The following is a 24,060-nucleotide window of genomic DNA, read 5'->3' on the forward strand; positions in this document are numbered from 1 at the left end:
GTTGCGTCGGGGCGAATTCTGGCGCGACTGTAGTGATGGTTGCAAATAACGGCGTCCACCATTGGGATGAGAAACAGCTTGAGCCCATTTTTAGACTGCACTATCGTTGTTGCATTGCAGCAAGTCCGAAGAGCATCGCAAATGGCATCAAATATTTCGCCGGATGTATTTTCGTCCGTGCTTGGGCAGATTTACGAATGTGTACTCTTTCCGGAACGCTGGCCTGCCACAATCGAGACTATCCGGCGCCTCTTACCTGGTATTTCAAGCCTAGACTTCGAACAGCCCTGTCTGCCGGCATTGGCAGCCGACGCTGCCGGTCAGGGCAACAGGGGTGACCGCGATATCGGGATCGCCACCCGGCCGGCCCTCGATGCCATCCTGATCGGGCACCTCGAGCGGGCTGCGGCGATCGGCCGCATCGCCCGCGACCGGGCGATCGCATCCGAGCTGCATGAGGCCAATGTGGATGGCTGGGAAAGCGGGGTTCTTCTCGTCGACGAGGCGCTTTACCTCATTCGCGCCAACCGGGCCGGCGAGAGCATGATCGAAGGCGGTAATCCGGTGCGTCTGCGGCATGGATGCCTGGAACTCAGGCCGGCCTCGGCGCAGAAGGCGCTCGAGCAGGCCGTGGCAAAGGCGACCGCCGAAACCGGCGCATCAGGGGCGCCGATCAATTTCATCGCTGTCGACGGCGCCGGCATTCCGGCTGTGATCCAGGTGATTGCGGTGCGCGAGGATTTGAGGCCGCCGCTTCCCGTGCGGCAATCAGCAGTCGCCATCGTGTTGGTCTCGCCGATGGCCACGCGCTCGCCGCCGCAGAAGGCGCTGGGCGCGCTTTACGGCTTGACGCCGGCTGAGACCCGCGTCCTCCAGCTTCTGGGGGAGGGATCGACGCTGGCCGACATTGCCCGCACTCTGCAATCGAAGCGCTCGACGGTGAAGACGCATCTGCTGCGGATTTTCGCCAAAACCTCCACGAACAGGCAAGCCGATCTCGTGCGGCTCGTCCATTCCCTGTCCTCACCGGTGTAGTTCTTCCCCATGAATGTTCATCCGCCGCTTCAACTGACCTCGCATCTCGTCGGCATGATCTATGACTGCGTTCTCGAACCGGTAAAATGGGAGGCCTTCGTCAGCGAGCTGCTGCGTGAGCTGGATTTTTCCTATGGCCTGCTCAGCATCAGCGCTTTCCCCGAAGGCAACGCCATCTTCGGCGTCAGCGTGGGCATCGAGGGGCCGTGGATGGAAAGGCTGCCGGGCTACTGGGCCGATATCATGGAAATCTGGGGCGGCGACGCGCGGATCCAGCAATACCCGCTGGAAGAACCCATCCTGCAATCGCAGATCGCCGATGGCCGCCGGCTGAAGGCCAATCCCTATTACAGCGGTTGGTTCGCGCCGCAGGGCTATATCGACGCCGTGGCGATAGGGCTGGAGCGTAACCCGCATATGGTCTCCAGCCTGGCGCTCGGGCGTCACGCTTCGGCCGGTCCGGTGGGCGAAAGCGAACTCGGCCTGCTTCGTCTGCTCGCGCCGCATCTGCGCCGCGCCATCTCCATTGCCCAGCAGCTGGAGCTGCAGTCGATCGCGGCATCCGCCTATGCCTCGGTGGTCGAGCGCCTGCCGGTCGGCGTGCTGCTCGTGGACGAACTGATGACCATCATCCATGCTAATCCGACCGCCGAAAGCCTGCTGTCCCAGCCCAGTCCGTTCCGCTCGGCCGGCAACCGGCTGGCGGTGAGGGCCGGGGGTGCTGAAGCGCTCGAACAGGCCATCGCCAAGGCCGCATCCGACGAGGCAGCCCTAGGCCGAAGCGGTGGCGCCGGCATTCCCGTGCGCCATGCCGACGGCGCGGCCTATGTCGTGCATGTCCTGCCGCTGCGCCAGCGCCAGAGCCGCGGCGCGCTCTGCCTGCCGGCGTCGGCCGCTCTCTTCCTGGTGCCGGCCGGCAGCCAGTCCCCGCTGCCGAGCGAACCCGTGACGCAGCTCTACGGCCTAAGCCCGGCGGAGACCCGAATCTTTGAGCTGATCGTCAACGGCGAGACGCCGAAGGCAATCGCCAAACAGCTCGGCCTTTCCGCCAACACCGTCAAGACGCATGTCCGCAATATCTTCGCCAAGACGGGAACGCGCCGGCAGGCCGATTTCGCCCGCATGGCCGCCTCGCTTCGCGTGCTGCTTTGAGGGGCGATCGAAATGCCTCGCCTGCATGAAAGCCTCGGCCCAGCGGCGCCGAAATGCGCTCAGCTATGGGGAAACTGCCTTCTCGCACGGTGGAAGGTACGAACCCTGGTCCACTCTGGGGCAATAAACCGGACAAGCGGCACACCGCTTCCCCTTTCCGGTCTCTAGACTTCGGATCGGTCAGGGCAATCCGGCGGTGACGCGGAAGATGCCGCCGAGCCGATCGTCGAGGCCTACAAGCGCACGGCGCTCGCAGCCCTCGCCTCGGAAAACCGCGGCAACAATACGTTGGCGCAGACCCTCTACCAGCAGACCTACGATCTCGTGCCCGACGTCAACTGCTCAGCCGCGCGTTTCGCGCTGCAGCGCCGCGCCGCCACGAAGCCGCCGAGGCGGCGCTGATCGCCGGTTCTGCACCGCTGCTCGATGAATACAATGTGCCTTTTTCATCATCGAGGCCGCGCGAGCCGGGTAGCGATGTCAAGGACTTGCCGGAATACTGGCGATGACCTTTATCTCAAAGTCGGAGTCGACCGTGTGTTTAGACTGTCGAAGAAAATTGGAGCCGCCGATGGATGAACCACTGTTCAAACGCCTGGACATCAGCTCGGATGCCGGCTGGTCACTCTGACATAATAGCCGTCGGGATCGATAAGGCGAAAGTCACGCAGCCCCCAAGGCTGTAGAGCAAGATCGGAGACCGTCCAGCCACTCTCTTTTGCCGCGCGATAGGCACCCTCGACGTCCGCGACCTTCAAGACGATTTCGACGCCGAGGCCAGCTCTCTGGCCGGTATTGATCCGTAGCGGATGATCGGTCGAAAGGACGCTACGCGAATTGATCGCGATCACCGCATCACCGTTTTTCAACATCGTGTATTCGGTGCTCGACGAGCCCTGGCTCTCAAAGCCGAGAACCCTCCGATAGAAACCAATCGATGTCTCAGGCGCTTCGACAAATAACTCTAGACTCAGTTGCAACTGGTGCCTCCTTTTTTTGCTCAGAATGAATGCTGTTGCCAGAAGGGGCAGACGAGCCTGACGCTGGCGGGCTTCAGTTGGAGAGGTACTTGTCCAGGAATGCTCGAACGCTGCTAAAGGACTGCTCGGCCGCCGTCGCATTGTATTCTTCGCGATGGCCGTATGCCGTCTTTGCCACCGCGACATAAGGGGAATCGAAATCATGATATGCACCCGGATAGACGTTGAGTTCGATTGGCGGACCTTTGCCACTAAGGTGAGAAACCCTCTGCCGACACCTTTCGGCGGGGCTCCAATCGTCCAATTCGCCATTTAGGATCAAAGTTGGCACCGTCGCATCGCCCTCATGCGGAGCGCAAACTGGATAATACCCGACGGCAGCCTTGAACTTTCGATCCATAAACTGCTCGTTGCCTTCGGCTTTCGTGGCTTCCAGTGTTGCGATTCCACCAGCCGAGAAGCCCATCAGCCCCACACGTCGGGCGTCAACGAAGGTGTATGTCGATAGGAAATCGAGAGCCCCGTAGGCATCGAACACCCGGTCGGGAAGATAGCGATCACAAGTGTTGTCAATGTTGCGGGTAGTGAAGCTGTCGACCACCAGCACGACGTATCCCCATGAGGTCAACCGCTGTGGCCAGTAAGTCTTGGTATTCGGCCGAATACCTCCGCAACCGTGCATGACAACGACGGCCGGAAAGGGACCATCTCCCTCTGGTCGGCTCAGATATCCCAGCAAGTGCGTAGCTTGGGCCTGCGGGAGACTGACACCTTGTTCCTTCGCCTTGCGTTCCAGGAATGGACTTGGCTTTGTGACTGCGCTATCGAACCGCACCAACTCGTCAGCGTGAGCCGCAGGGTTAGGCTGCACGATAGCGATGAGCAAAAGTCCGAAAGCAAGCCTTGTGATTTGCATTGAGTTGTTCCGCTGGGCGACAGGCAGTTGATCAAACGCTATCCACAACCGATCATCATCTAGATGCGGAAACTTCGACGTCCATAGGCTAAAAAGGGGCGTGGCAAATAGCCGCCCCCAATGGAGTATCTGGCGGCTTATGATGTCGGATTTATTTTAGCGGCTGGTGTGCGTGATGCGCTGTTTCTGCCAAGGCTAAACCGCATAGCGATATCGGCCTTGGTCGAGCGTTGTCAGCCAAACCGTTCCACCAGGAAATCTATCACCGTCCGCAACATCGCTGTCGGCCGACGGTTCGGCGCATAGATGAGGGACATCGGTACAGGCTTGTAGGACCATTCTGGCAGCACCTGCTCAAGCCGTCCTTCGGCGATATCGGCAGCGAGCAGCAGTTCCGGCTGCAGCACGATTCCCGCGCCGCTGAGCGCGGCCATGCGAAGCGCTGCCCCCTGGTTGGTCGAGAATTTTCCGGAAATCGATACATCGCGTATTTCGCCCTCCGGCCCGACCAGGTGCCAGCGATCCCGCATGCGCCAATAGGCGTGGCCGAGGCAGAGATGGTTCGTCAGGGCCTCCGGCGAGGCCGGCCGGCCCTGGCTGGCAAGATAGTCCGGCGAGGCAGCGAGAATCCGCCGGTAGGGCGTCAGCGGGCGGGCGACGAGGCTGCTGTCCGAGATCGGGCCGATATGGATACCGAGCTCGAACCCCTCGCCGACGAGGTCATGGACATTGTTGTCGAGCGATAGCTCGATGCTGACGTCGGGATAGGCGTTCTGGTACTCGATCAGCGCCGGCACCAGGACCTGCGTCCCGAAGCTGACGGGTGCCACCAACCGAAGCCGGCCGCGTGGCGCCGATTGCAGCTCGCTCGCCGAAGCCTCGGCCAGCGCCACTTCGGAAAGGGCGCGCTTGCAGCGCTCGTAATAGAGCTGGCCGACCTCTGTGAGCTGATGGCGTCGCGTGGTGCGATGGATCAGCTTCGCCCCGAGCCGGGTCTCGATCGTCTTGATGTGCTTGGCAACCATGGCAGGCGACACTTGCGCGATCTCGGCGGCGGCGGCGAAACTGCCATTGTCGATAACCCTGACGAACATCGCCATGCCGGCCAGCTTGTCCATGATTGCCTACCAAGTGGTTTCGAATGACGATACCAACAGCTTATTTATCAACCGGAGCATTTACAACATGGTCATCATGCCCGCGCCAAGACGACGGACATCACCAACCTGACCAAGGAGAAACCATGCCTATTCTTCACCTGCAGATGCATCCCGGCCGCACCGACGATCAGAAACGCGCCTTCGCGCGCGAAGCGACCAAGGCGGCCGTCGAAACCCTGGCGTGCCCGCCGGAATCGCTGGAAATCCTGATAACGGAGATCGCCAAGGATTCGTGGGCGGTCGGTGGCAAGCTGAAATCTGAAGCCTGAGAGACGACCCGCAGCGTCGAAGGCTCGAACTTCGGGACGCCGCCGCGATGATACTGGACAGGGAGCCGGCACGCGGCTCCCCGTATTGACGATATCCCTGGCGGTCGTGGTCAAATCGACGGAGAAATAGAAAAAGTTTGAGACGCCACGATGTGTGCAACTGGAGCAAACGTGACGTCGAAAGCCGAGTAGCCCCTCGAAATTCGGACTATCTTTGCGCGCTTGACGGAAGGTCCGGTCGTCGCTCTCCCACTCCCTGCCGGACGAGCGATAGTGCAGCAATACCCGCTTCATCGGCCGCACGCAGAAGCGCTTCGCGGAATTGTTCCGGGGCGATCTTCCCGCTCAATGCGTCGACGCAGGCTTTCACGGCAGCCACATATTCCTCGCCGTCATCGCAAGGCCAATCGTTGATCAGGAGACGCGCCGCGTCGCCCAGCGTCCATACGATCTTGCGAGATGCCGGGCCTCGCAAAGCAAACCCAACCGGCGTGAATGCTGATGATGTGTTCCAGCACATTGTCCTCGACCCCTCAAGGCACGGATACTGCAGTCCCCAGTTCAATATACGCGCGTATTTTGAAATTTGGAATTGAAATTTGTTGAATGATGCGGCTTGAGCGCGAGCTGCCGAATGAAGCAGAAACGGCGCACACACTTCCCTATTCGGTCCTATTTTTCGCCGCGCTTACCGCAATTCTGCAGTAACCCGGAAGATGCCGCCGGCGGAGGCATCCGAGCAGACGACGAAGGTCGAACCCTCCTGCGCCATGAAGGCGACATTGCCGCCGGCTTCGCAGGGGGTGGCGCTCCATTGCAGGATGATATCGCCGTTGTCGGGCAGTTTTTCCGGCGTGATCTTCGCCGCGCTCGCCATCCATTCCGTCGCCGACGGCAGGTGAACGGGCGCGTTCAACTGCTTCGACAGCCAGGCCGTATAGTTCTGCGCTACGGCGAGCGGCACGTCATCGGCCGGCTGCTGCGGATTGTCGGCATAGGCCTGTGCGGCGGCGGGATCGGAATTGGCGGTGTAATATTCCGCCATCTCCGCACGGGTGACGGCCTTCGTCTGCATGCAGAAGGACTTGTCGATCTTCACGGCGTCGTTGGCAACGCCAAGCATGCCGCCGAGCTCCTTCATCGACGAGGTCATCAGCCGGACATTCTCCAGCGAATAACTTCCCGCCGGGACGGTCTCGAAGGCAAGCGTCTGCGACACCGGGCAGAAGCCGCGTGCCGACAGCGCTTCGAGATCGGCCAGGATCGGCTGGTAGGCAACGATCGCCAGCTTATAGGCTTCCGCGGTGTAGCGGCCGTCGGCTTCGTCGATCTTCGGGGCGAGTGCGGCAAGCGTCGGATCGGCAGCACCGGCGCGGGTCGCGATCGAGGCGCTGAGATCGGCGACCTTCTGCTTCAGCGCCGTCGCCTCATCCTTCGCCGCCATGACGTCGGCGATGACGGCGTCGAATAGTTTGGCGGCGTCGCCATAGCCTGTGGTTGCCGCCGGCATCTGCCATTGCTCGGCTTTGGCCTTGGCCTCGGTCATCAGCCCGCTCGCCTTTTTGACGTCGGGGCTATCGCTGGCGCCGATGCGATTGACGGTTTCGCGTTTTGCCGCCGCGTCCTTTTCGGCTGCCGCCAGTGCTGTGAGCGCCTTGGCGAGATCGTCAAACGTCGTTTTCGACGCGTCGTAGGCATCGACCGCAGCATGCATCTGTTTTGCGGTGGCGGCGTCGGCGGCAGTCTTCATCTTGGCGTCTGCCTCGGCAAAACCTGGCGCCTTTTCGCCGCCGGCGGCCGAAGCGGCAGCCTTCGCCTTTTCGGCGTTCTCCTTCGAGATGCCGATCAGCGCATTGCCGAGGTTGATGGCTGCCGTCTGGAAGCCCGGAAGCGCTTTTTCGTAGTCTTCGTCCTTGAGCAGGGCATCGGCCGATGTCAGCGCTGCGGCGCCGGTATCATACGCGAGCTTCGCCTGGTCACCGGAAGGGCGTTCCGGCGCCTTGGCGGCAATCGCCTTCTGCTTGCGGCTTTCGGCCTCCTTCTTCCAGGTGCCGACATCGGCGACGAGTTTCGGATCCGGGCGGAGTAGCTTCGGAATGGTAACGGCACCGACGCCGATGCAGATCAGCAGCAGTGCTGCAATCATCGAGATCTTGAGAGGCGTCCATTTTTTCGGTTTCGGGGCGTCCTGCTGTTGTTGCATGCCGCCGCGCGGATCCCACGACATCGGCTGGATGCCTGTCGTCACCCGGGCGAACTCGCCCAGCGTATCGGCGCCCGTGCGCGGTCGTGCGCTCGGATCGCGGCTCAGCATCCTTTCCACCAGGCTTGCGAGACCCTCGGGAAATCCTGGGATCAGCACGTCGAGGCGGGGAAAGATATTGGAAGGGTCGAGATGGATGTTTTTCCAGCTCTGCTCGCGCTGGTGCTCGTCTTCCCAGACCATGACGCTGTCGAAGACGCTGGCATAGGTCTGCCGCGGCAGGAAGAGCTTGTAGGCGATCATGCCCATGGCGTAGATGTCGAGTGCCGATGAGGCGGAGAAGGTGCCGCTGGCATAGATTTCCGGCGCGCCGAATTCCGGCACATAGGGCGGGATGATGTGTTCGCCGATCTTCGAGATCAGGTGCAGGTTGCCGATCCGGACCGACAGGCCGGAATAATCCTCGGAGACGTAGATGCACTGGTCCGTCAGGGCATTATGGGCGTAACCGGCGCCGTGCAGTGTCGCCAGCCCTTCGAGGATGTGGCGGCCGATTTCGACGGCGCGTTCGTAAGCCACCATTTCCGTTTCATCGAGATATTGGTGCAGCGTTTTCGACGGCCGCTTCTCGACGATATAGAAATTGTCGTCTTCCGGCGACGGCGGGATGAGGTCCTCGATCTCGACGAAGCGCCGTGCCGTCAGCGATTTGGCTTCGTTGATGGAGGTCCAGACCCGCTCGAAACGAGCCTTGTCCAATTTCAGCGCCATATCGGGCGCGACGATGAAGACCGCATGGTCCATCCGCTTGTCCTGGGCCGGATAGACGATGAACTCGTTCTCATAGACCGGCTCGCCGATCGTGTAGCGGGCGATCAGATCACTTCTCATGCACTTGTCCCCCTGCATTCATAACATTCATGAAACCGAACTCTATTCGCCTGCCAGTAATGGATCGCCGATCAGGCCTGCGGCCAGCAGCAGGCCGGTCTTGGTATCGCGAAGCGCGAAGGCAAAACGGGCATCGGCCACGACGCGGACGAGCGTCGGATCGATGCTGCGTTCCGTGATAGCAGCCGTGGCTGCTGCCGCCTCCGTGCCGTTTTCGTCAACCTTGATCATCGTCTTCTGCAGGACGCGCGACAAGCGGATGTTTTCCTTGGTGAAACTCGGGAAACCCGCATCCTTGGCCTTCTCGGGCGCTACGCCCATCGCATTGAGTATCGGCATCAAATCACGCCCGTCGTTCAGGGAAAAGCGGGGCAGGAAGATTTCGCCCTTGGCGGCTTCGAATTTCTCGCCCTGAAGCCAGGAAGCAAGCGTTTTCAGGTCCGCGCCACCGACCCCCTTGCCTGAGCGCGCCGCCACCACGACCATGCTGTAGCCCTCGCCGGCATAGGCAAGGTCGACGGCGGTGAATTTCTCATCGAAGCGGAATTTCTGGCCATCGCCGGCAAGATGCATCATCGGCACCGAAATCGTCGAGCCATCCGGCCGCTGAAAGGGGCTTGCCGGGCTCTCCTTCTCAAAGGAGGTCTTCCAGCGCGCCTTGAAGGAGAGCGCGCCGAGGCTGACGAAGCCGCCGCCGGGCGGTGAGTCCAGGATGACAGGAATGGCGCCTCGCGTTGCTTGTTTGACCCAGCCGTTGATGTGCTCGACCGATTTTGGTCCGTCGAGATCCTCGATCGAGGGCTTGATCCGGTGGCCGGCGAGCATGGAAAGCGCATCGGGGACGAGCAACAACTTGTCGTCGAAGACGATCGCGACCGCCGTCGTCAACGGCGCATCCGCCGCTGCCGGCTTATCCGGCGTCATGGCGTCGAGCACCGTCTCCGGTCCCTTCACTTCGCCGCCGAAGCCGAGGCCTTTGGCGATCGACGCCTTGCCCTCTTCGGAAGCGCCGAGGCCTGCGAGACCGAGTGCTGCGGCAAGGCTTGCCGGCGACACCATGATATTGGCCGCCCCTTCCTTTGCCAGCGTCCGGTCGATCAGTTCGGCGGCAAGCCCCGCCTGTGCGGCGAGCATCGCCTTGCTGTCGCCGGAGTTGCCGGCATGGGCGGCCGGGGCAAACGTCATCAAAGAAGCGGCAAGACCCGCCAGCAGAGTGGATTTCGGCATGGTTCGCTCCTGTTCAGCGGATGCGATAGAATTTGGAATCGAACGACCATTTGCCCTGGGCGCCGGTCTCGTCGTCGCCGACGATCCGGAGGCTTCGGGCGAGATCGTAGACATAGTTGAAGGCGGCGCGCTGGCCGACGAGCGGCGTCGGCACATCGGGCAGGTCGAGCACTTCGATCGGCTTGTCGCTGAGGATGGCAACGACCATGCCGACGCCGGCCGGTCCCTCCACCACATATTCGAAGCCGGTATAGGGATTGCGCGCATCGGGCACGACGACCGGCCGGGCCGGATCGAGCCGGTTGTCACCGCTTTTGGCAGTCGGCTTCAGGCCCATCGAGCGCTTGTTCGGGTAAAGCTGCGTCAGCTTGCCGGAGGCGTCGATATCGACAAGGATCAGGTAACCGGACTTTTTGGTGGAGACACGCATGGCCACCTTGTCGCCGATGCTGACGGCGGTGCCGGGCAGCACGTCGACGGCGACGCCCGCCTCATTATCGCTCTTCAGCGTATTCTCGACGGCGGCGACCGGCGTCTTCGCCTCCTCGCCGGTGATGACATCCCGGCCGAGCGCATCCGGCTGGCCATAAAATTGCGGCACCGGGGTGAAGCGGCAGTCTCCCGCATGTGTCCGGCAATATTCGTCCGATTTGCGCCGGACATAATCGAGCAAAGCGGCATTGCTGACATTCGGCTTGTCGGCCGCGCGCGCCACGCCATCCTGCACCCCTTCGATGAAGCGGCGGGTGAAAACCCCCAGCGCCGGCTTGGCCTCGCTATCGACGAGCGCCCACTGCCCCGCGTTGACGGCCGACCAGACCATGGCGTTTTCGCCGCCGAAGGAGAATTTCGCTTCCTTGCCCGATTTGTTCGGCGGTTCGAGCCCTGCCAGCGCCGGGCCGAGGCAACGCACGGTGCCGGAGGGTGCTGCCACCGCGCTGCGGCTGCCGGGGCCGACATGGCAGGCATCGATCAGCAGCGTGACGCGGCGATCCTTGAGGCTGTTCAGCCGAGCGGCGATCTCGGTTTCGCGGATCTGGTTGGTGACGGTCACCTTGCCGCCCTCGCGCACCAGCTGGGCATCGACGGCCACCAGTGTCGGGCTCGTCGTTTCCTCGGCGCCCATTTCTTCTGAGCCCTGGCCGCTGAAATAGAGGAAGACGCGGCTTCCGGGTGTCGACTGGCGCACCAGCCAGTCGTCGATTTCGGCAAGGATCGCCTCGCGGGTCGCCTTGCGGTTGGTCAGCGTGTGGATCTGTTCCGGGCGATAGGCGAGTGTCTTGGCGAGGAAGACCTGCATCGCCTTCACATCGGTGGCGGAACCGGTCAGCTTCGCCTCGCGCATCTCGTAATCGTCGATACCGATCAACAGGGCGCGATCGCCGGGTGAGCTTTCGATCACCGGCGTCTTGACGACGGCCGGCTGAACGGCGGGTTCGTCGGCGACGGGTTTGTCAGCCGGCGGGATATTGCCGGCGGGCGTTTCGGTCGTGCCGGCCGGCGCCGTATCGCCGGCGGGCGGGGTGGTGATGGCGAGATTGGCCTCTTCCTGCCCGGACTTCCTCTGCTTCGTCCCGCCACTGGTCGTGGTGGACGCGACTTGATCGTCGGCAGTCGGCCCTTCAACATTCGGCCCTTCAACATTCGGTACGTCGCTTTCGGTCTTTGCGGCGATCCAGTCGCGGAAGGCGGCAACACGGGTATAGACGCCGTAGTGCTCCGCCTCGGCGCAGCCAGCACCCCAGCTGACGATGCCGAGCTGGATCCAGCGCTTGTCGGGACGCTGGGCGACGAGCGGCCCGCCGCTGTCGCCCTGGCAGGCATCCTTGCCGCCTTCGGCATAACCGGCGCAGACATTGCGCTCGTCGATCGGGTTCATGCGCATCGAGCTGTCGCGATAGGCGGCGCGGCAGTCCTCGCGCGGGACGATCGGCAGTTCCACTTCCTGCAGCTCGGTCGGCAGATATTTGTCGTCCCAGCCGTGGTCGGCCTTGGTGTAACCCCAGCCGGTGATGACAGCCGGGTGGCCGGCGGCCTCCACCTCGTCGTCGGAGGCCGAGGCAAGGATCGCCGGCTTCGATTTAGCCGGCTCGCTGAGCTTGATGAGGGCGATGTCGTTGGCGAAGACCTTGCGGTCGAAATCCTCGTGAATGATCACGTCTTCCACGGCAAGGCCGGGTTTGTCGGGACCATCGACCGCGATCACCTTGTCGATCTTCGACTTGCCCTCGACGATCAGCAGGTCGCGGGCGAAGAGATCCTGCTTGCCGGAGCGGCCGCTGGTGACGCAATGGGCGGCGGTCAATATCCAGCGGGGCGCGATCAGCGAGCCGCCGCAATGGCCGCCGAAACGGCCGCGCTGTTCGGGATCGGGCGCCAGGATCTTCACCTGCCAGGGCCATTCGCCCTTCTTGGCCGCCTGGCCGCCGATGACACGCCCGCCATCCTCGCCGGCAAAATCGGTATCCTGCTGCGCCAGCACCGGAGTGGCCAGAAGCAGCATGACGGACGCAATATTGAGGATCCTGCTGATCGACGTGCTCATAGCTTGGCTCCGGCGGAGGTATAAAGGACCGTAAATCCGACGCGCGCGCCCTCGGGCAGGAATTCGCCGAGGCGCTTGGCGATATTGCCGGCGGTGCGGCGCCTGTCGTTCTGCTCCAGGAACTCCACAAGTTCGGGCATCGGGGTTTCAGAGGTGACGGCGACGAGCAGGTCCGTGCCGAAAGGTGAGACGACGGAAAGATCGAGATCGAAGGTCTGAGACATCGCAGCATCGACCTCCTTTTCGTTGGGATAGAGGAACTGCACGGTGCCATCGCCGGTGACGTCGAAGAGTACGAGCTTGCGGCCTGATAGATCCGAAACGGTGACGCCGACGCGTTCACCTTCACGATGGACGGTATCGGAAGGCGTCACGCGCACGGTCTGCGGTTTGGTCTCGGAGAGCCGCTTCAGCGCATCGAGCGCGGCCATCCGGTCGACGACGAAAGGCATGTCGCCGGCGCCGATGGCGGAGGCGACGACATCGCCGCCGGCAATCGCCTCGTGTTTTTCAGGATCGAAGACAAGTTCGGCATCGGAACCCTCCGTCAGCTTGAACGGCGTGACGGCTGATACAATCCCCTGCAGCACCGGATCGGAGCCGAGGGCGGCAACGTTGATCGGTGCGAGCTCGGCGGGCAGCGGAGTGTTTGATTTCTCCGCCGCCGCCTGGGCCCCCGCCCCTTCGTAATTGTAGACGACCGCGCGATCGAGATCGATTCCGGGCGGACTTTCGGTAAAGATGTTCTGCCGCTGGTTGGTGAACTGGTAGACCGCCTGGCGCACATATTCGAACAGTTCGCGGCGGCTGACGGCGCCGTCGCCGTTGCGGTCGGCCGCCCCCTCGAAAGCGCGAGCGGTGGCATAGCTCAGGGCGCCGCGTTTCTGCGGGATGCCTGGAATTGATATCTCGGGCGACTTGGTGTTTTCGTCCACGGCGGCGAGAAAGGTCAGCCGCTTGAAATCGAAGCCGGTGGACAGCGCGTCCGCCGTGGTCGAAATCGGCGCGAGGTCGTCCTCCTCGATCGTATAGGAAGGCGCCTGACGCCAGGTGATCTCGGCGCCGCGCGGATCGACGTCGCGGGTCATGCCGCCGGCATGGCAGGTATCGGCGATGAAGACGACATCCGCGCCCTTGGCCTCAAGATTGCGAATCAGCGCCTTGAATTCGTCGCCGAAGATGCGCTCGCGCGATCCCGGCAGCCGGGTGTCGAAGCCGGCGAGCACATAAACCTCGTCGCGGCCGCTCGGTTTCGAGCCCTTGACGCGCTCCGGCTCGCTCGACCCGTGGCCGGCGATGCCGAGCACGACGAGATCGCCAGGCCCTGCCCTTTCGGTCACGGCCTCGATGGCGTGGAAGATGCCCTCGCGGTCGGCGGCACCATTCTTCAAGAGCGTCATGTCCTCGACGCCGACCGAACGCAGCGAAAGCGAAAGATCCTCGGCATCGGCGACGGCGCCGTGCAGCGGGGGAACGTTGCGGTAGAGGTCGATGCCGATCAGCACGGCCCTGACCGCACCACGCTCGGGCGCCTCGATCACCCTTGCCAGGCTGTCGGTGGCCGCCATGGTGAGGAGGGCAAGTGCTGCGGCCATGGAAACGAATGCGGTCATGGCCAGATTCCTCCTCGCCCGGCCTATTCGCGGCGCCATTCGACGCGGCGGTTCAGCGCATCGACATCGTCTTCGGTGAGGTTTGCGGTTGCGGTGACGTCCACCGGCTCGGAAGCTCCGCGGCCTTCGGCGTCGATTGTCGCGTCGAGGCCGTTGCTCTTCAGGAAGTCGGCGACGGCCTGGGCGCGGCGTTCGGAAAGCTTCTGATTATAGTCGTCGCCGCCGCGCCGGTCGGTATGGCCAATAAGGATGATGCGGCCGGGCTTCTGCTCTTTCAGCGCCTCCAGCAGTTCCTCAGCGGCTTCGGTGCCGATCGAGGTGAAGCTCGACTTGTTGAAATCGAAGGTGATCGGAACCGGAATGGAAACCGGCACGATGCCGCGCACATTCTCGGAATAGATGCCGCCGAGCACGCCGCTGCGGTGATCCTTCTCGGCCGGCACGAAGCTGCCTTCAGGATTGTCGTTCGTCGGGTTGGCGGCAAGGATGCGGGCCTGGGCGGCGCGCTGGATGAGATCGGAGATCGTCTCGGCGGGGGGCGCCTTCGGCGTGCGGGTCTCGTTCTTGATGATCTCGATCGCCTGCTGGTAATCGGCGGCGGCATCGGCAAAGCGGCGTGAGGAGAAATAGATTTCGCCGAGCGTGGCGGAGGCCTGCCAGAGCACCTGCGGGCTGTCGGCGGCGACAAGCAGCGGCTCATAATCGGCGACCGGCTGGTTGGCGGCCATCATCTCCTGGGCGGCGGAAAGCCTGAGGGCGGCGACGCGGCGCTGGGCGTTCACCTGGAACTGGCCGCAATCGGCGCTGACGGCGATCGCATCGGCCTCAGCCGCGGCGGCACCGATATCCTTGGCGGCGACGGCGGTATTCAGCTTGTCGAGAAGGGCGGTGCAAACAGGCGTATCGGCATTTGCGACCTCGATCTCTTCGCCGGCTTGCTCAGGTTCGGCGGAACGGCCGAGGTTGAGCTGCGGCATCTTGATGCTGAAACCGCCGGGAAGCTTGAATTGCGGCATCTTGAGCTGCGGCATCGGCAGTTTCGGCATCTTCGTCTGGGACGTCTGGGTGGGCTGCTTATACTGCGTCGTCGGCTGCTTATACTGGGTCGGCCGGGTGGATGAGGTGGTATCGGCCGGGCCGATCAGCTCCAGTTCATCGGCGGCAAGCTCCTGTCCGGGCGCCAGATTGGTGACGATCTTGTATTTCTTCGGTGGCTGCTGGGTTGCCTGCTCGACGGGCTTCGGCGCGACCTTTTTCGGGGCCGCCGGCTTCGGTTTTTCCACCACCGTTTCCGGCTTCTTGGCGACTTCCTGTTTCGTTACCGGCTTCGGCTTCGGAGCGGCTTCAGGTTTCGGCGCAACGGGCGGCTTTGCAGCCTGTTCGACCGGGGCCGGTTTTGCTGCAGGGGCGGCTGCGACGGGCGGAATGGCGGCCGGACTATCGACCGTCGTCAGCATCAGCGTCTTGCTGCTGATCTTGGTGCCGAGGCTGCGAGCATCTTCAAGGCTGCGGGAAACGGCATCCATGCCGCCGTCGATCGAGCGGAACATGCCGCCGCCGCTGCCGCCGAGATCGGCGAAGATGGTCAGCGGCTTGGAGGAATAGAAGACTTTGATCTGCTCCTGGCCGACCGGGCCTGAAACCTGCAGCTTGGCGCCGCTTGCCGGATCCGGCACCTGCACACGCTTGCCGGCGCCGACAAGGGCGTCGGTCTGGTACTTGTTCGGGAAAAGCTTCACGACCGAGCCGTTCGGCGAGACGTTCAGCACCGTGACATAGGCATTTTCGGTCGACTGGATGAAGAGGCCGACAACTTCGCCGATGGCGTATTTGGCTTCAGCGCGATCGAAGGTGATGCTGACAGGCCCGGTCTGCGCCGGCGCTTCGGTCAATGTGCGTTCGTTCTGCGCCTCGACGGCGGGAACCACCGACAAGAACGAAAGAAAGGTGGCTGCTGCCAAGATGGCTTTGCGGTTCGGCATTGGAAAACCTCCTCTTCGAACATCTCACACTGTGTTGAAGATGAGAATAGCACTGACTGGCGAAATTGGGATGGCTTTGCCTGTCTTGCTTGAGGGAGGGTTACAAATTATTTGGAGCCGCTAAGAATCGGGCAAGGCAAAGACGTGAGCAAGACTCACGCTCTGGAATAACCGGGGCCTGTTATAGTCCGTTCAACTGCGAGAAGACGTTCAGTTCTTGGGTTTCTGCCCGGCTGATTTCAGAATCGAGATCAGGTCGCTCATTCCTTCGGGCGAGGAATTGTAGAGCCAGAGAATATCCGGATTGTCGACCGTGAATTCCTTGCCGGGGCCTGAGCCCATGTCGCGGCCGGGCGAGGTCGCATCGGGCAGCTTCGCCACGCCGGGCGCCAGCCCCTTGGCGCGTTCGTGTTCGGCGATGATCGCAGTTGCCGAAGCAAAGGCCTTTTCGTCATGATGGCGTAGCGCCGCAAGCGAGGGGTTTCGCGCCGCAAGCGCGTCTTCGGCCGGGCCGGAATAGGCAAGCCGCGGGGTCTGCAGCGCCAGCAGAAGGCCGATCGACAAGGTTATGAGCCAGGATTTCGTCATCGTCGTCAAATCCGTCCTATTGGCGCCACTGCGCGACAAAAGCACGTCGCATTAAACTTGATTCATGCGACGTGCTTTCGCTCTTTGTTTTTATGCACGTCGTTCTCCCGGAACCGCTGCACCCTTCCGGCGACATGCATAAGCGCCCCGAGAATAGGGAGAGGCCGGAAGGAAGGCAACGGCGCACAGTGCCAATCGATTGGGAGGGTTGAAATCGGCTGGCAGCGGCGATTTGGCTCTTTGTTTTATGCATGTCGTTGACCCCGCTGCACACTTCCGGGCGACATGCGTTAGAGGATCTTCAATTGCTGCAGGCCAAGGCGCAGATCGCGCAGCATCTCGCCGAAGATCTCCTCGATCATTCCGGTCGACCAGACGACCATGGTGCCGTAGGGGGAGCGCTTGCGCTGCATGAAGCCCGCCGTCTCAAAATCGATCAACGTCTTGCGGCAGGTCTCGCTCGACATCACCGCGACAAGGAAACGGGCGAGATTGGACTGGTCGATCGCGCCTGATTTATCAGCCCAGTTCTGGATCAGCCGTGGCTTGGTATCGGCGGTGAACATCGAGGCGAGCGCACGATCCTGTGAAAGCCCCAGCCGCTGCAGTTTGGCCGGGTCGCGCGTGAGTGAAACCACATAATCATTGTGCAGATCGGCGAAGCGTTCGATATCCTCGGCGGTGTTGATGCCGAAGACCTTCATCGAATAGAGGAACTCGGCCATCAGATAGGTCGGCTCCGAGCGCAGCTGCGCCAGATGCTTGTCGTCCTTGCTGGCAGAGGCGGCGCAGACGCGGTCTGAGAAACCTATCCTCGCCGCGCGCACCTGCTCCAGCAAGCTTATATCGAGCGCCAGTTCGTCACCGTTCCATTCCAGCATAAGCATTTCCTGCCGACAAATCTTCGAGACGATGATCTTGTACTATCGCCGGCGCAGATCTCCAAATCGTTTGGAAAGCAACGGCTTGCTGAGAAGTCATATCTAGCCTACCATTTTTGAAAAGCGTGACGGTAACAGTTCATGATGCCGAAAAGTGTGATCGGTTTTCGGACGACATGATGCACTAACCTTAATTGAGAACAGGATTCAGGTTTTTGGCCGGATCGGCCTAAAATCATCCTGTTCTGGGGGTCGAGGCAATGCGTAGTTTTGGGTCGCAGATTTTGTTTGCCGCGGCACTTGCGGTCGCCTCGCCGGTTTTTGGCAAAGACACGACGATCATCGAGCTTCGCGGCGGCGACGGCGCGCGTTCGGTCGGCATCATCTCTTCCAACGAGGAAGCGGAGGCATCCGGGCCGGCGGCGATCACCGTTGGCGACGACGGCACCATCTACATCCTCGACCAGAACAACGGCCGCGTGCTCGCCATCGACGCCGAACGCTCGCAAGCCGAGCCTGAGATCCTGCCGCTGCCGGAAAATGCCACGCCGGAGGACCTCGCCGTCGTTCACAACGAACTCTACCTCTGGTCCGACGGCGTCGTGCCGCTCGAGCGTTCCACCGATGCCGACGGCCGGTCGCAGACGTTGCGCGCCGTCGATGGCGGCGATGCTGACGACTATACCCGCTCGGTCTTCGCCTCGATGGGCTCGGTATCACCCGGGCCGCTGAACAGCATCATCGACGAGATCGGCCGCAGCACCAGCCGGCCCGAGGCCCGCCCGCCGGTCATTCAATATGTGCCGAGCCGCGGGCTCGGCGATATCGTTGCTGAGGTCTCGGCTGCCGCAAACGACAAGGCGGAAATCCTGCTGCGGCGCAGCAGCTCGGAGGAGAATTTCCTTTCGCTGCAACTCGCCTCGGAAGGGCGGATCGGCACCGTCGAACTTCTCGACATCGACACGACAGGCAGGCCCTATGCGCTGGTCGAGCTCGTACCCGCCGACCGGCCCGAGCGCACCGGCATGCTGGTGGTGCGCTTCACGCCGAACGGCGCTGTGGACCGGGTTTACGACCTGCCGATCGAACCGGGCACGGTATTTTCCAGGCGGTTCGTGGCGATCGGTCCGCGCGGCGACGTGCTTTATCTCCGCTCGCAGGAAAGCCGGGCGCAGGTGCTGCGGCTCGACGGTCGGGAGCCCGGCCGCAAACTTGCCGTCGCTCGGCCCACCAAGCAGCCGGCTGCCGGCAAGCCCGGCAAGACGCCGAAGGTGGCGATCGTGCCGAAATCGCGTAGCGACGTCATCGAGCGGGCCATCGGCTTCGAGACGCTGAACTGGCTGGTGACGTCAACCGCCTATGGCAAGGATCCCGGCCCGGGCTGCGTCAACATGAGCCGGCTGCGCCGCCCGATCTACCTGATCGGCAAGCGCGGCCAGACGGTCAAGGGTGTTCCCTACTGCTGGGGCTGCAAGACGCCGCTCGAAAATTTCGTCGGCGGCGTGGAAAAGGGCCAGACCGCCGGCAATGTCTGCACCAAGAGCGCGCCGCAATCCAACATCCTCGGCGTCGATTGCTCCGGTTTCGTCAGCGACGCCTGGGGCCTGAAGATGCACGTTTCGACGCGCGCCATCCCCGGGATCACCAAGCGCCTCTCCGACCCCTGGTCGATGCAGCCGGGCGACGCGCTGAACAAGCCCGGCTCGCATGTGCTGTTATTCATGCGCTTCACGGCCGACAAGAAGGTGGAGGTGATGGAGGCCTCGCCGAATGCCTGCAAAGGCCGGGTTTGCCGCAATACCTATTCGCTCGGCAGCCTGTTGATGCGCGGCTACCAGCCGGTGCGCTTCAAGGGGCTGGATGGCTGAACGGCGGGAAACTCACGCCGCCGCCCACTACATAATTCAAAGTGCTACTGCGTCCTTTGCGCGTTTTTTCAGACGCGCGGCGCTGTAGACGCCAGCCGCCGCTTCGCCATCGCCAGAAGTCCATGCGCCGCGACGCGCTCGGCATAGTCCTGATAGGCGGGATCCCGGCTCAGCATGCGTTCCTCCGCTCGCGCGCGCAGCAGGTAGATAAGACTGACGATCGCCAGCATGCCGGCCCGGGCAAGCCCCTCGGCAAGGCTGCTGGCGAGGAAGCCTGGGATCGCCACCAGCCACCACGCGATGTTCTTCGAGACATAGGCCGGATGCTTCATGAAGCGATAGGGGCCCGATGTGATGATGCCGCGATGCGTGAGGTTTGAAAATCGCGGCCCGAAAGCGACGGTCGCCCAGACATAGATGACGGTGCAGAACAGCGTCGCGACGCTCCAGAGGATGAAGACGGCCGACCCTTCCTGGATCACGGTCTCCCAGCCCGGCCCCTCGCCATAGGGCACGAAGGCATGTGAGATCGCAGGGAAGAACGGCTCATAACAGATGAGGCAGACGAGCCAGCCGAGCGCCGTCGTCTCCGTTGCCCTGACATGCCATCCGAAAAGCTTGAAAGTCGCGACATAGCCGCCGGCGGCAAGCACGATGTCCAGAAGAAATGCAAGCCGCAACAGGCCTTCGAACCAGGCCGCCGAGAGCGGCGGAAACGCCCAGGCCGGCTTCTCGGCAAGATCGGAAAGAGCCGCCATGCCGCCCGAGAACATCAGCACGAGAAAGAAGCATTTGATCGCGAGCAGGCGCAATGCGAACAGCACGTCCTCCTCGCGAAAATCCTGCATCAACACCGCGCGCCCGACCTGGTTGAGATAATCGTCGGGTTCCTCCGCGACCAGATCGGTGACCGCGACGTAGAGAATGGTGGCGCCGGCAAGTGCGATGGAAAGGGGAATAGTGGTGTGCCCAGCCTCGATGATCCATCGGACCGCCGCCGACTGCGTGAAAAACGGAAAGACCGAACAGGCGATCACGACCGCGCCAAGCAGCGCAGCGAGGCCCACAAGCTTCGTTCCGACGCGACGCCAGAAAATGGTGGGAGCCTCGTCTCGTCTCCTTCGCGATGCCCAGGTCGAACGAGCAGCGAATGTGCCGTCGGCGGCGATCCACGCCAAGAGAAGGCAGAACACGGCAAGCGCCATTGCCTTGCCGGGTTCAAGCTGCAGATAGGTCGAGAGCGCGATACCGATCAGAACTCCGGCGAGGGTCGCCGCTTGGCTGATGAAAGGGCTCCCGGTTTCGGTATCCCTGTCCTGCGGTATCGGCACGCGCTCGGCCTTCTCGATTACATTGCCGGCTGGACGGAGCCCCGAGAGCGTATCCGTGCCGCCCGGGTCGCAAGCGCCATCACGGCCTCAGCCGTAAGCGGAGACGCATCCTCCGGCAGCGAGATCATTGCAATATCGAGCTTGTCGTAATCGACCATGTAGTAACCCGATGCGGTTTCGATGACTGCCTCAGGCCTGATCGCCAATAGATCCTGCGCCATCGTGCCGACGAACATTGGGCCGCCCCAGATGTAACGGAAGGCATAGACCGGTATGCCCTGAGCCGAGGTGCCGAGCCGCCGGATATCGGTCTTCAGGCGGCGATCGGACCACGAGCCGCCGCTGGAACTCGATGAACTGCTCGAACTGGAGGAGCTAGAGGAACTGCTAGAGCCAGAGCCGCCGCCCATGCCGCCGCCAGAGCTGGAATTCCCACTCGAGCTGTTCTCAGAGCGGGCGAAAGCCGGTTGATTGCTCGTTGTGGGCACTCTTCTGACGGTGGACGTGGTTCTCCTGGTAGGCGTGACGCTCCTGGCGGGCTCTTCACTGGCGAACAGTGTCCTCGCGCCTGGGTCGAAGATGCAACTTTGTAGGATTGCGCCGGAACCTGCGATGAATGTCGAGCACAATAGGACACGGATGATTAGCTTGCTTTTCATGTAGGGCGCCCCCGGACCGCCGTTTCAGAAGAGATCATACCTCGGATTTCGCTTGACCCAGGTCGCTTTGGCGAGTTTGACGAGCCTGTCATCGAGCGACTTGGTCTTCGGAATTGTCTTTTTTTCCTGAGCGGTCAGCTCGGCGGCAAAGGCGGCCTCCGCTTTTTTCTTGGCAGCGCCAGGCATCCTCTTGAGTTCCGCGAGCGCCTGGTTCTTCGGATCGCCGCTGCCTGGCATGTTGATGGCTGTCGCCAGCGCGAAATAACGTGATGCGATTGCGAGGCTGTCAGCGTCCGCGCCCTCTTCCTTCGCGAGCATCGCGCGGTCGAGTGCACCCCAATAGTCGCCGCGTTCCGCGCCCGCCTCAAGCCACTTCACCGCTTCCGCCTTGTCCGCGGCAACGCCGATACCGTCGCGGTACATGCGCCCGAGGTTTGTCGGGGCATAGGGCTGACCGCCCTCCGCTGCCCGCGTGAAAAGGTCGAGCGCTTTCGGGAGATCCTCTGGAGCGCCTTTTCCGAAACGGTAGACCAGCGCAAGATTGTTCAGCGAATAGATGTCGTTACGCTGCACGCCGGCTTCGTAGAAGCGGATGCCCCGCTCTGGATCGGCCGGAACGTTGACGCCGTTGAGGAAGATATAGCCGAGCTCGTTCATCGCATAGGTATGGCCGAGATCGGCGGCCTGCAGCATCAAGCGCAACCCCAGCTGTTGATCGGCCTTGGTGCCGCGGCCGTAGTAGAGGGCCTTGCCGTAGCTATGCAGGGCAAAGGGATCGCCCTTGGCCGCACCACCCTTGGCGATCTCGCTTGCCTTGGCTGCGTCGCGCGGCACGGAGGCGCCGAACTCGTAAAGACTCGACAGTTCATAGATCGCCCGGACATGCCCGGCATCCATTGCCTTGCTGATCGTCGCAAAAGCCGTCTTGGCGTCGCGGTTGGCAAGCTGGGCACGGCCAAGTTGATAGACGAAGCGCGCCACCTCGGGATAGGCCTTTATTGCCTCCGTGCAGGCCGACAGTGCTTCATCGGCGTCGATCTCGTTCGGCAACTTGCCTGCCGTCACGCCCTGCAGGTCGAGGGGGGCTGCGGCTGCGGTGTCGCAGGCGTCGAGCTTCGGCTTGAAAGTGACGGTCGCCGGCGGCAAGTCGTCATTGGCTGCCTGCAGCGTCAGGGCGAAAGGCTGGTTTTCAGTGCCGATCTGCGGCTCGTAGGAAAGCGCCGGGATATCGGCAGCTTCAAGCACATGGCCGAGCCCGATCACCCGGTCTCCGGCGCGCAGCGTGCCCTTGTCGGGCAGGGCCGCGACCTTGAAGGTCATCTCCGCGGCCGATGCTGGCACGACCGGCAGGCTGGCTTCTACAGGGCCGACGCCGATCGTCGTGTCGACGTCGCGCGGCAGCGTCTTCAGATAGGCGTCGGCATCGGCAAGCCGCACCTGTTTTTCCTGCTCGAGCTGGGCGATCTTGGCGCCGGCGTCGGCCGAGACGGTGATCGCGACGACGCCCTGCGCCGCCTGACCGTATGGATCGCTCACGGTATAGCCAATCAGGCCGACGGTTCCGGCGGCAACACCGGATGAATCATAGGTCAGCGCCGTCAGTGCCGCGGCCGGCATCTTTGCGCCCTGCTCGACCGGCTTGCCGTCGAAGCTGAGCTTGCCGGTCTTGGGAAGCTGGTTGACGGTGACGAGCAGCGCCGAGCCGGTCTCGTCATGCGGCGGAGCGATCGGCAATTTGGTCGTGGCCGCACCCTCCGGCACGCTCACCTGCTGCATCGATTCGACGCTCGGCGGCGGCGGCGCCGGAATGAAATAGAAGCTGTCCATCAGTGACGAGTTTTCCCAGGGAACCTGCTTGCCGCCGGTCATGGCCATCACGTCGCGGCGCACATCGGTCAGGACTTGGCGGATTTCCTTGTTGGGTTCGCTGGCGCGCTTGATGAAGGATTCGGAATAGGGGCTGAGCGCGCCGGCGCCATCGAGCGCCACCTGGCCGGGTTCGGTGGAAAAGGCGATGAGGCTGCCGAGATCGCTGTCGATGCGCGCAAGTCCGCGTGTCGTGCCGACCGGTTCCAGTTTTTCCGCCATCCAGAATTTCTGGGCATTGAACGGATTGTTGCGGCAGGCGTCGAGGAAGATCAGCTGCACCCGCGAATTCTGCTTGAGATGGTTCAGGATGAGGTCGAGCGGCATGGTCTGCGTCTCGACGTCATAGGGCGTCTCCAGCGTTGCATCGACCGGCACGATGAAATTCTGGCCGCCCACCTGGATACCGTGGCCCGAATAATAGATGAGGCCGGCCTCGGCATTGCTGGTCGAACGCAGGAAGCGGCGCACCGTATCTTCGAGCCCGATGCGGTCGACATTAATGCCGATCGTCACATCGAAACCGGCCGCGCGCAACGTGGTCGCGACCTCTTCGACATCATTGGCAGGATTGGGAAGCGAGGGTAGCGTCTTGTAGACCGAGTTGCCGATGACGAGGGCGACGCGGCGTCCGCTCTCTTCGGTGATCGCGGCAAATGCCGTGCCGATCGATAACAGCATTGCTGCGACGATCAGCAGATAAGTGCACAGTCTCTTGACGCAGCGAAACTTGGGCATGGCTCGATCGCAAACATTCTATTGTCTAAGTTCAATAAAATTTGCTGGCCTGCTGGTGCTAGGCCCCCTCCGCATTCACATTGCAAAGCTATTCCTCGGCGCTCTAAAAAGCAAGCTGCGCCGCCTCCAAGTGAATTGGAGCAGTCCCGTCAGATT

General features: G+C 62.3%; 18 protein-coding genes and 1 pseudogene. 5 read left to right on the top strand and 14 right to left on the bottom strand.

The window, feature by feature from the left end:
• Nucleotides 1-141: 141 nt before the first annotated feature.
• The 3 genes and pseudogenes from RLCC275e_RS30130 to RLCC275e_RS30140 form a co-directional block, all read left to right on the top strand.
• Nucleotides 142-1,035, top strand: a complete 894-nt coding sequence (locus tag RLCC275e_RS30130; RefSeq protein ID WP_033183866.1) for a helix-turn-helix transcriptional regulator — start codon at nt 142-144, stop codon at nt 1,033-1,035.
• 9 nt (nt 1,036-1,044) lie between these two features.
• Nucleotides 1,045-2,187 (top strand): helix-turn-helix transcriptional regulator, encoded by a 1,143-nt coding sequence (locus RLCC275e_RS30135; protein WP_033183865.1) that lies wholly within the window; start codon nt 1,045-1,047, stop codon nt 2,185-2,187.
• A 210-nt stretch (nt 2,188-2,397) separates the two neighbouring features.
• Nucleotides 2,398-2,589: pseudogene (locus tag RLCC275e_RS30140) on the top strand (FHA domain-containing protein); the annotation flags it as partial.
• Nucleotides 2,590-2,789: 200 nt separating this feature from the next.
• On the opposite strand, the gene RLCC275e_RS30145 reads toward RLCC275e_RS30140, so the two are convergent.
• From RLCC275e_RS30145 to RLCC275e_RS30155, 3 genes are all read right to left on the bottom strand, one after another.
• Entirely contained in the window at nt 2,790-3,167 is a 378-nt protein-coding gene (locus tag RLCC275e_RS30145; protein WP_033183864.1) for a VOC family protein, read from the bottom strand.
• Between the two features lie 73 nt (nt 3,168-3,240).
• Nucleotides 3,241-4,083 (bottom strand): dienelactone hydrolase family protein, encoded by an 843-nt coding sequence (locus RLCC275e_RS30150; protein ID WP_033183863.1) that lies wholly within the window; start codon nt 4,081-4,083, stop codon nt 3,241-3,243.
• A gap of 233 nt (nt 4,084-4,316) precedes the next feature.
• The gene (locus RLCC275e_RS30155; RefSeq protein ID WP_033183862.1) at nt 4,317-5,201 is read right to left on the bottom strand and encodes a LysR substrate-binding domain-containing protein; all 885 of its coding nucleotides are present in this window, start codon (nt 5,199-5,201) and stop codon (nt 4,317-4,319) included.
• Between the two features lie 125 nt (nt 5,202-5,326).
• On the opposite strand from RLCC275e_RS30155, the gene RLCC275e_RS30160 reads away from it, so the two are divergent.
• Nucleotides 5,327-5,512, top strand: a complete 186-nt coding sequence (locus tag RLCC275e_RS30160; protein ID WP_003553363.1) for a 4-oxalocrotonate tautomerase — start codon at nt 5,327-5,329, stop codon at nt 5,510-5,512.
• A 208-nt stretch (nt 5,513-5,720) separates the two neighbouring features.
• Here the strand turns inward: RLCC275e_RS30160 and RLCC275e_RS30165 are convergent, their stop codons facing one another.
• From RLCC275e_RS30165 to RLCC275e_RS30200, 8 genes are all read right to left on the bottom strand, one after another.
• Nucleotides 5,721-6,032: a DUF982 domain-containing protein gene (locus RLCC275e_RS30165; protein WP_011655309.1), complete on the bottom strand. Its 312-nt coding sequence runs from the start codon at nt 6,030-6,032 to the stop codon at nt 5,721-5,723.
• Nucleotides 6,033-6,200: 168 nt separating this feature from the next.
• Nucleotides 6,201-8,606, bottom strand: a complete 2,406-nt coding sequence (locus tag RLCC275e_RS30170; RefSeq protein ID WP_033183861.1) for a protein kinase domain-containing protein — start codon at nt 8,604-8,606, stop codon at nt 6,201-6,203.
• A gap of 42 nt (nt 8,607-8,648) precedes the next feature.
• Nucleotides 8,649-9,833 carry a serpin family protein gene (locus RLCC275e_RS30175; protein ID WP_130708055.1) on the bottom strand — a complete coding sequence of 395 codons (1,185 nt, stop codon included), beginning with the start codon at nt 9,831-9,833 and terminating at the stop codon, nt 8,649-8,651.
• Nucleotides 9,834-9,846: 13 nt separating this feature from the next.
• On the bottom strand, nt 9,847-12,378 hold the full coding sequence (locus RLCC275e_RS30180; protein WP_033183859.1) for a trypsin-like serine protease: 2,532 nt from the start codon (nt 12,376-12,378) through the stop codon (nt 9,847-9,849).
• Nucleotides 12,375-13,991, bottom strand: a complete 1,617-nt coding sequence (locus RLCC275e_RS30185) for a caspase family protein (protein WP_033183858.1) — start codon at nt 13,989-13,991, stop codon at nt 12,375-12,377. The genes RLCC275e_RS30180 and RLCC275e_RS30185 overlap by 4 nt, the downstream gene beginning before the upstream one ends.
• Before the next feature lie 23 nt (nt 13,992-14,014).
• Complete coding sequence (locus RLCC275e_RS30190; protein WP_033183857.1) at nt 14,015-15,973, bottom strand: DUF4384 domain-containing protein; 1,959 nt, start codon at nt 15,971-15,973, stop codon at nt 14,015-14,017.
• A gap of 210 nt (nt 15,974-16,183) precedes the next feature.
• Complete coding sequence (locus RLCC275e_RS30195; RefSeq protein WP_033183902.1) at nt 16,184-16,561, bottom strand: hypothetical protein; 378 nt, start codon at nt 16,559-16,561, stop codon at nt 16,184-16,186.
• A 290-nt stretch (nt 16,562-16,851) separates the two neighbouring features.
• Nucleotides 16,852-17,442 (bottom strand): hypothetical protein, encoded by a 591-nt coding sequence (locus tag RLCC275e_RS30200; RefSeq protein WP_003553371.1) that lies wholly within the window; start codon nt 17,440-17,442, stop codon nt 16,852-16,854.
• Between the two features lie 260 nt (nt 17,443-17,702).
• Here RLCC275e_RS30200 and RLCC275e_RS30205 point away from each other — a divergent pair, with 260 nt between their 5' ends.
• Nucleotides 17,703-19,310 carry an NHL repeat-containing protein gene (locus tag RLCC275e_RS30205; RefSeq protein WP_033183856.1) on the top strand — a complete coding sequence of 536 codons (1,608 nt, stop codon included), beginning with the start codon at nt 17,703-17,705 and terminating at the stop codon, nt 19,308-19,310.
• 68 nt (nt 19,311-19,378) lie between these two features.
• Here RLCC275e_RS30205 and RLCC275e_RS30210 read toward each other — a convergent pair whose 3' ends face one another.
• The 3 genes from RLCC275e_RS30210 to RLCC275e_RS30220 all read right to left on the bottom strand — a co-directional run bounded on the left by RLCC275e_RS30210 (nt 19,379) and on the right by RLCC275e_RS30220 (nt 23,904).
• Nucleotides 19,379-20,641, bottom strand: coding sequence for a methyltransferase family protein (locus RLCC275e_RS30210; protein WP_130728452.1), 1,263 nt, complete (start codon nt 20,639-20,641; stop codon nt 19,379-19,381).
• Between the two features lie 17 nt (nt 20,642-20,658).
• Complete coding sequence (locus tag RLCC275e_RS34450) at nt 20,659-21,051, bottom strand: tail fiber domain-containing protein (RefSeq protein WP_245483581.1); 393 nt, start codon at nt 21,049-21,051, stop codon at nt 20,659-20,661.
• A 273-nt stretch (nt 21,052-21,324) separates the two neighbouring features.
• Nucleotides 21,325-23,904 carry a caspase family protein gene (locus tag RLCC275e_RS30220; protein WP_033183853.1) on the bottom strand — a complete coding sequence of 860 codons (2,580 nt, stop codon included), beginning with the start codon at nt 23,902-23,904 and terminating at the stop codon, nt 21,325-21,327.
• Nucleotides 23,905-24,060 lie beyond the last annotated feature (156 nt).

The sequence above is a fragment of the Rhizobium brockwellii genome (genome assembly GCF_000769405.2).
Lineage (GTDB): Bacteria > Pseudomonadota > Alphaproteobacteria > Rhizobiales > Rhizobiaceae > Rhizobium > Rhizobium brockwellii.

Coding starts and splice junctions, on each gene's coding strand:
- RLCC275e_RS30130 (WP_033183866.1), top strand. CDS start 142: ATGGCATCAAATATTTCGCCGGATGTATTTTCGTCCGTGCTTGGGCAG.
- RLCC275e_RS30135 (WP_033183865.1), top strand. CDS start 1,045: ATGAATGTTCATCCGCCGCTTCAACTGACCTCGCATCTCGTCGGCATG.
- RLCC275e_RS30150 (WP_033183863.1), bottom strand. CDS start 4,083: ATGCAAATCACAAGGCTTGCTTTCGGACTTTTGCTCATCGCTATCGTG.
- RLCC275e_RS30155 (WP_033183862.1), bottom strand. CDS start 5,201: ATGGACAAGCTGGCCGGCATGGCGATGTTCGTCAGGGTTATCGACAAT.
- RLCC275e_RS30160 (WP_003553363.1), top strand. CDS start 5,327: ATGCCTATTCTTCACCTGCAGATGCATCCCGGCCGCACCGACGATCAG.
- RLCC275e_RS30165 (WP_011655309.1), bottom strand. CDS start 6,032: ATGTGCTGGAACACATCATCAGCATTCACGCCGGTTGGGTTTGCTTTG.
- RLCC275e_RS30170 (WP_033183861.1), bottom strand. CDS start 8,606: ATGAGAAGTGATCTGATCGCCCGCTACACGATCGGCGAGCCGGTCTAT.
- RLCC275e_RS30175 (WP_130708055.1), bottom strand. CDS start 9,833: ATGCCGAAATCCACTCTGCTGGCGGGTCTTGCCGCTTCTTTGATGACG.
- RLCC275e_RS30180 (WP_033183859.1), bottom strand. CDS start 12,378: ATGAGCACGTCGATCAGCAGGATCCTCAATATTGCGTCCGTCATGCTG.
- RLCC275e_RS30185 (WP_033183858.1), bottom strand. CDS start 13,991: ATGACCGCATTCGTTTCCATGGCCGCAGCACTTGCCCTCCTCACCATG.
- RLCC275e_RS30190 (WP_033183857.1), bottom strand. CDS start 15,973: ATGCCGAACCGCAAAGCCATCTTGGCAGCAGCCACCTTTCTTTCGTTC.
- RLCC275e_RS30195 (WP_033183902.1), bottom strand. CDS start 16,561: ATGACGAAATCCTGGCTCATAACCTTGTCGATCGGCCTTCTGCTGGCG.
- RLCC275e_RS30200 (WP_003553371.1), bottom strand. CDS start 17,442: ATGCTGGAATGGAACGGTGACGAACTGGCGCTCGATATAAGCTTGCTG.
- RLCC275e_RS30205 (WP_033183856.1), top strand. CDS start 17,703: ATGCGTAGTTTTGGGTCGCAGATTTTGTTTGCCGCGGCACTTGCGGTC.
- RLCC275e_RS34450 (WP_245483581.1), bottom strand. CDS start 21,051: ATGGGCGGCGGCTCTGGCTCTAGCAGTTCCTCTAGCTCCTCCAGTTCG.
- RLCC275e_RS30220 (WP_033183853.1), bottom strand. CDS start 23,904: ATGCCCAAGTTTCGCTGCGTCAAGAGACTGTGCACTTATCTGCTGATC.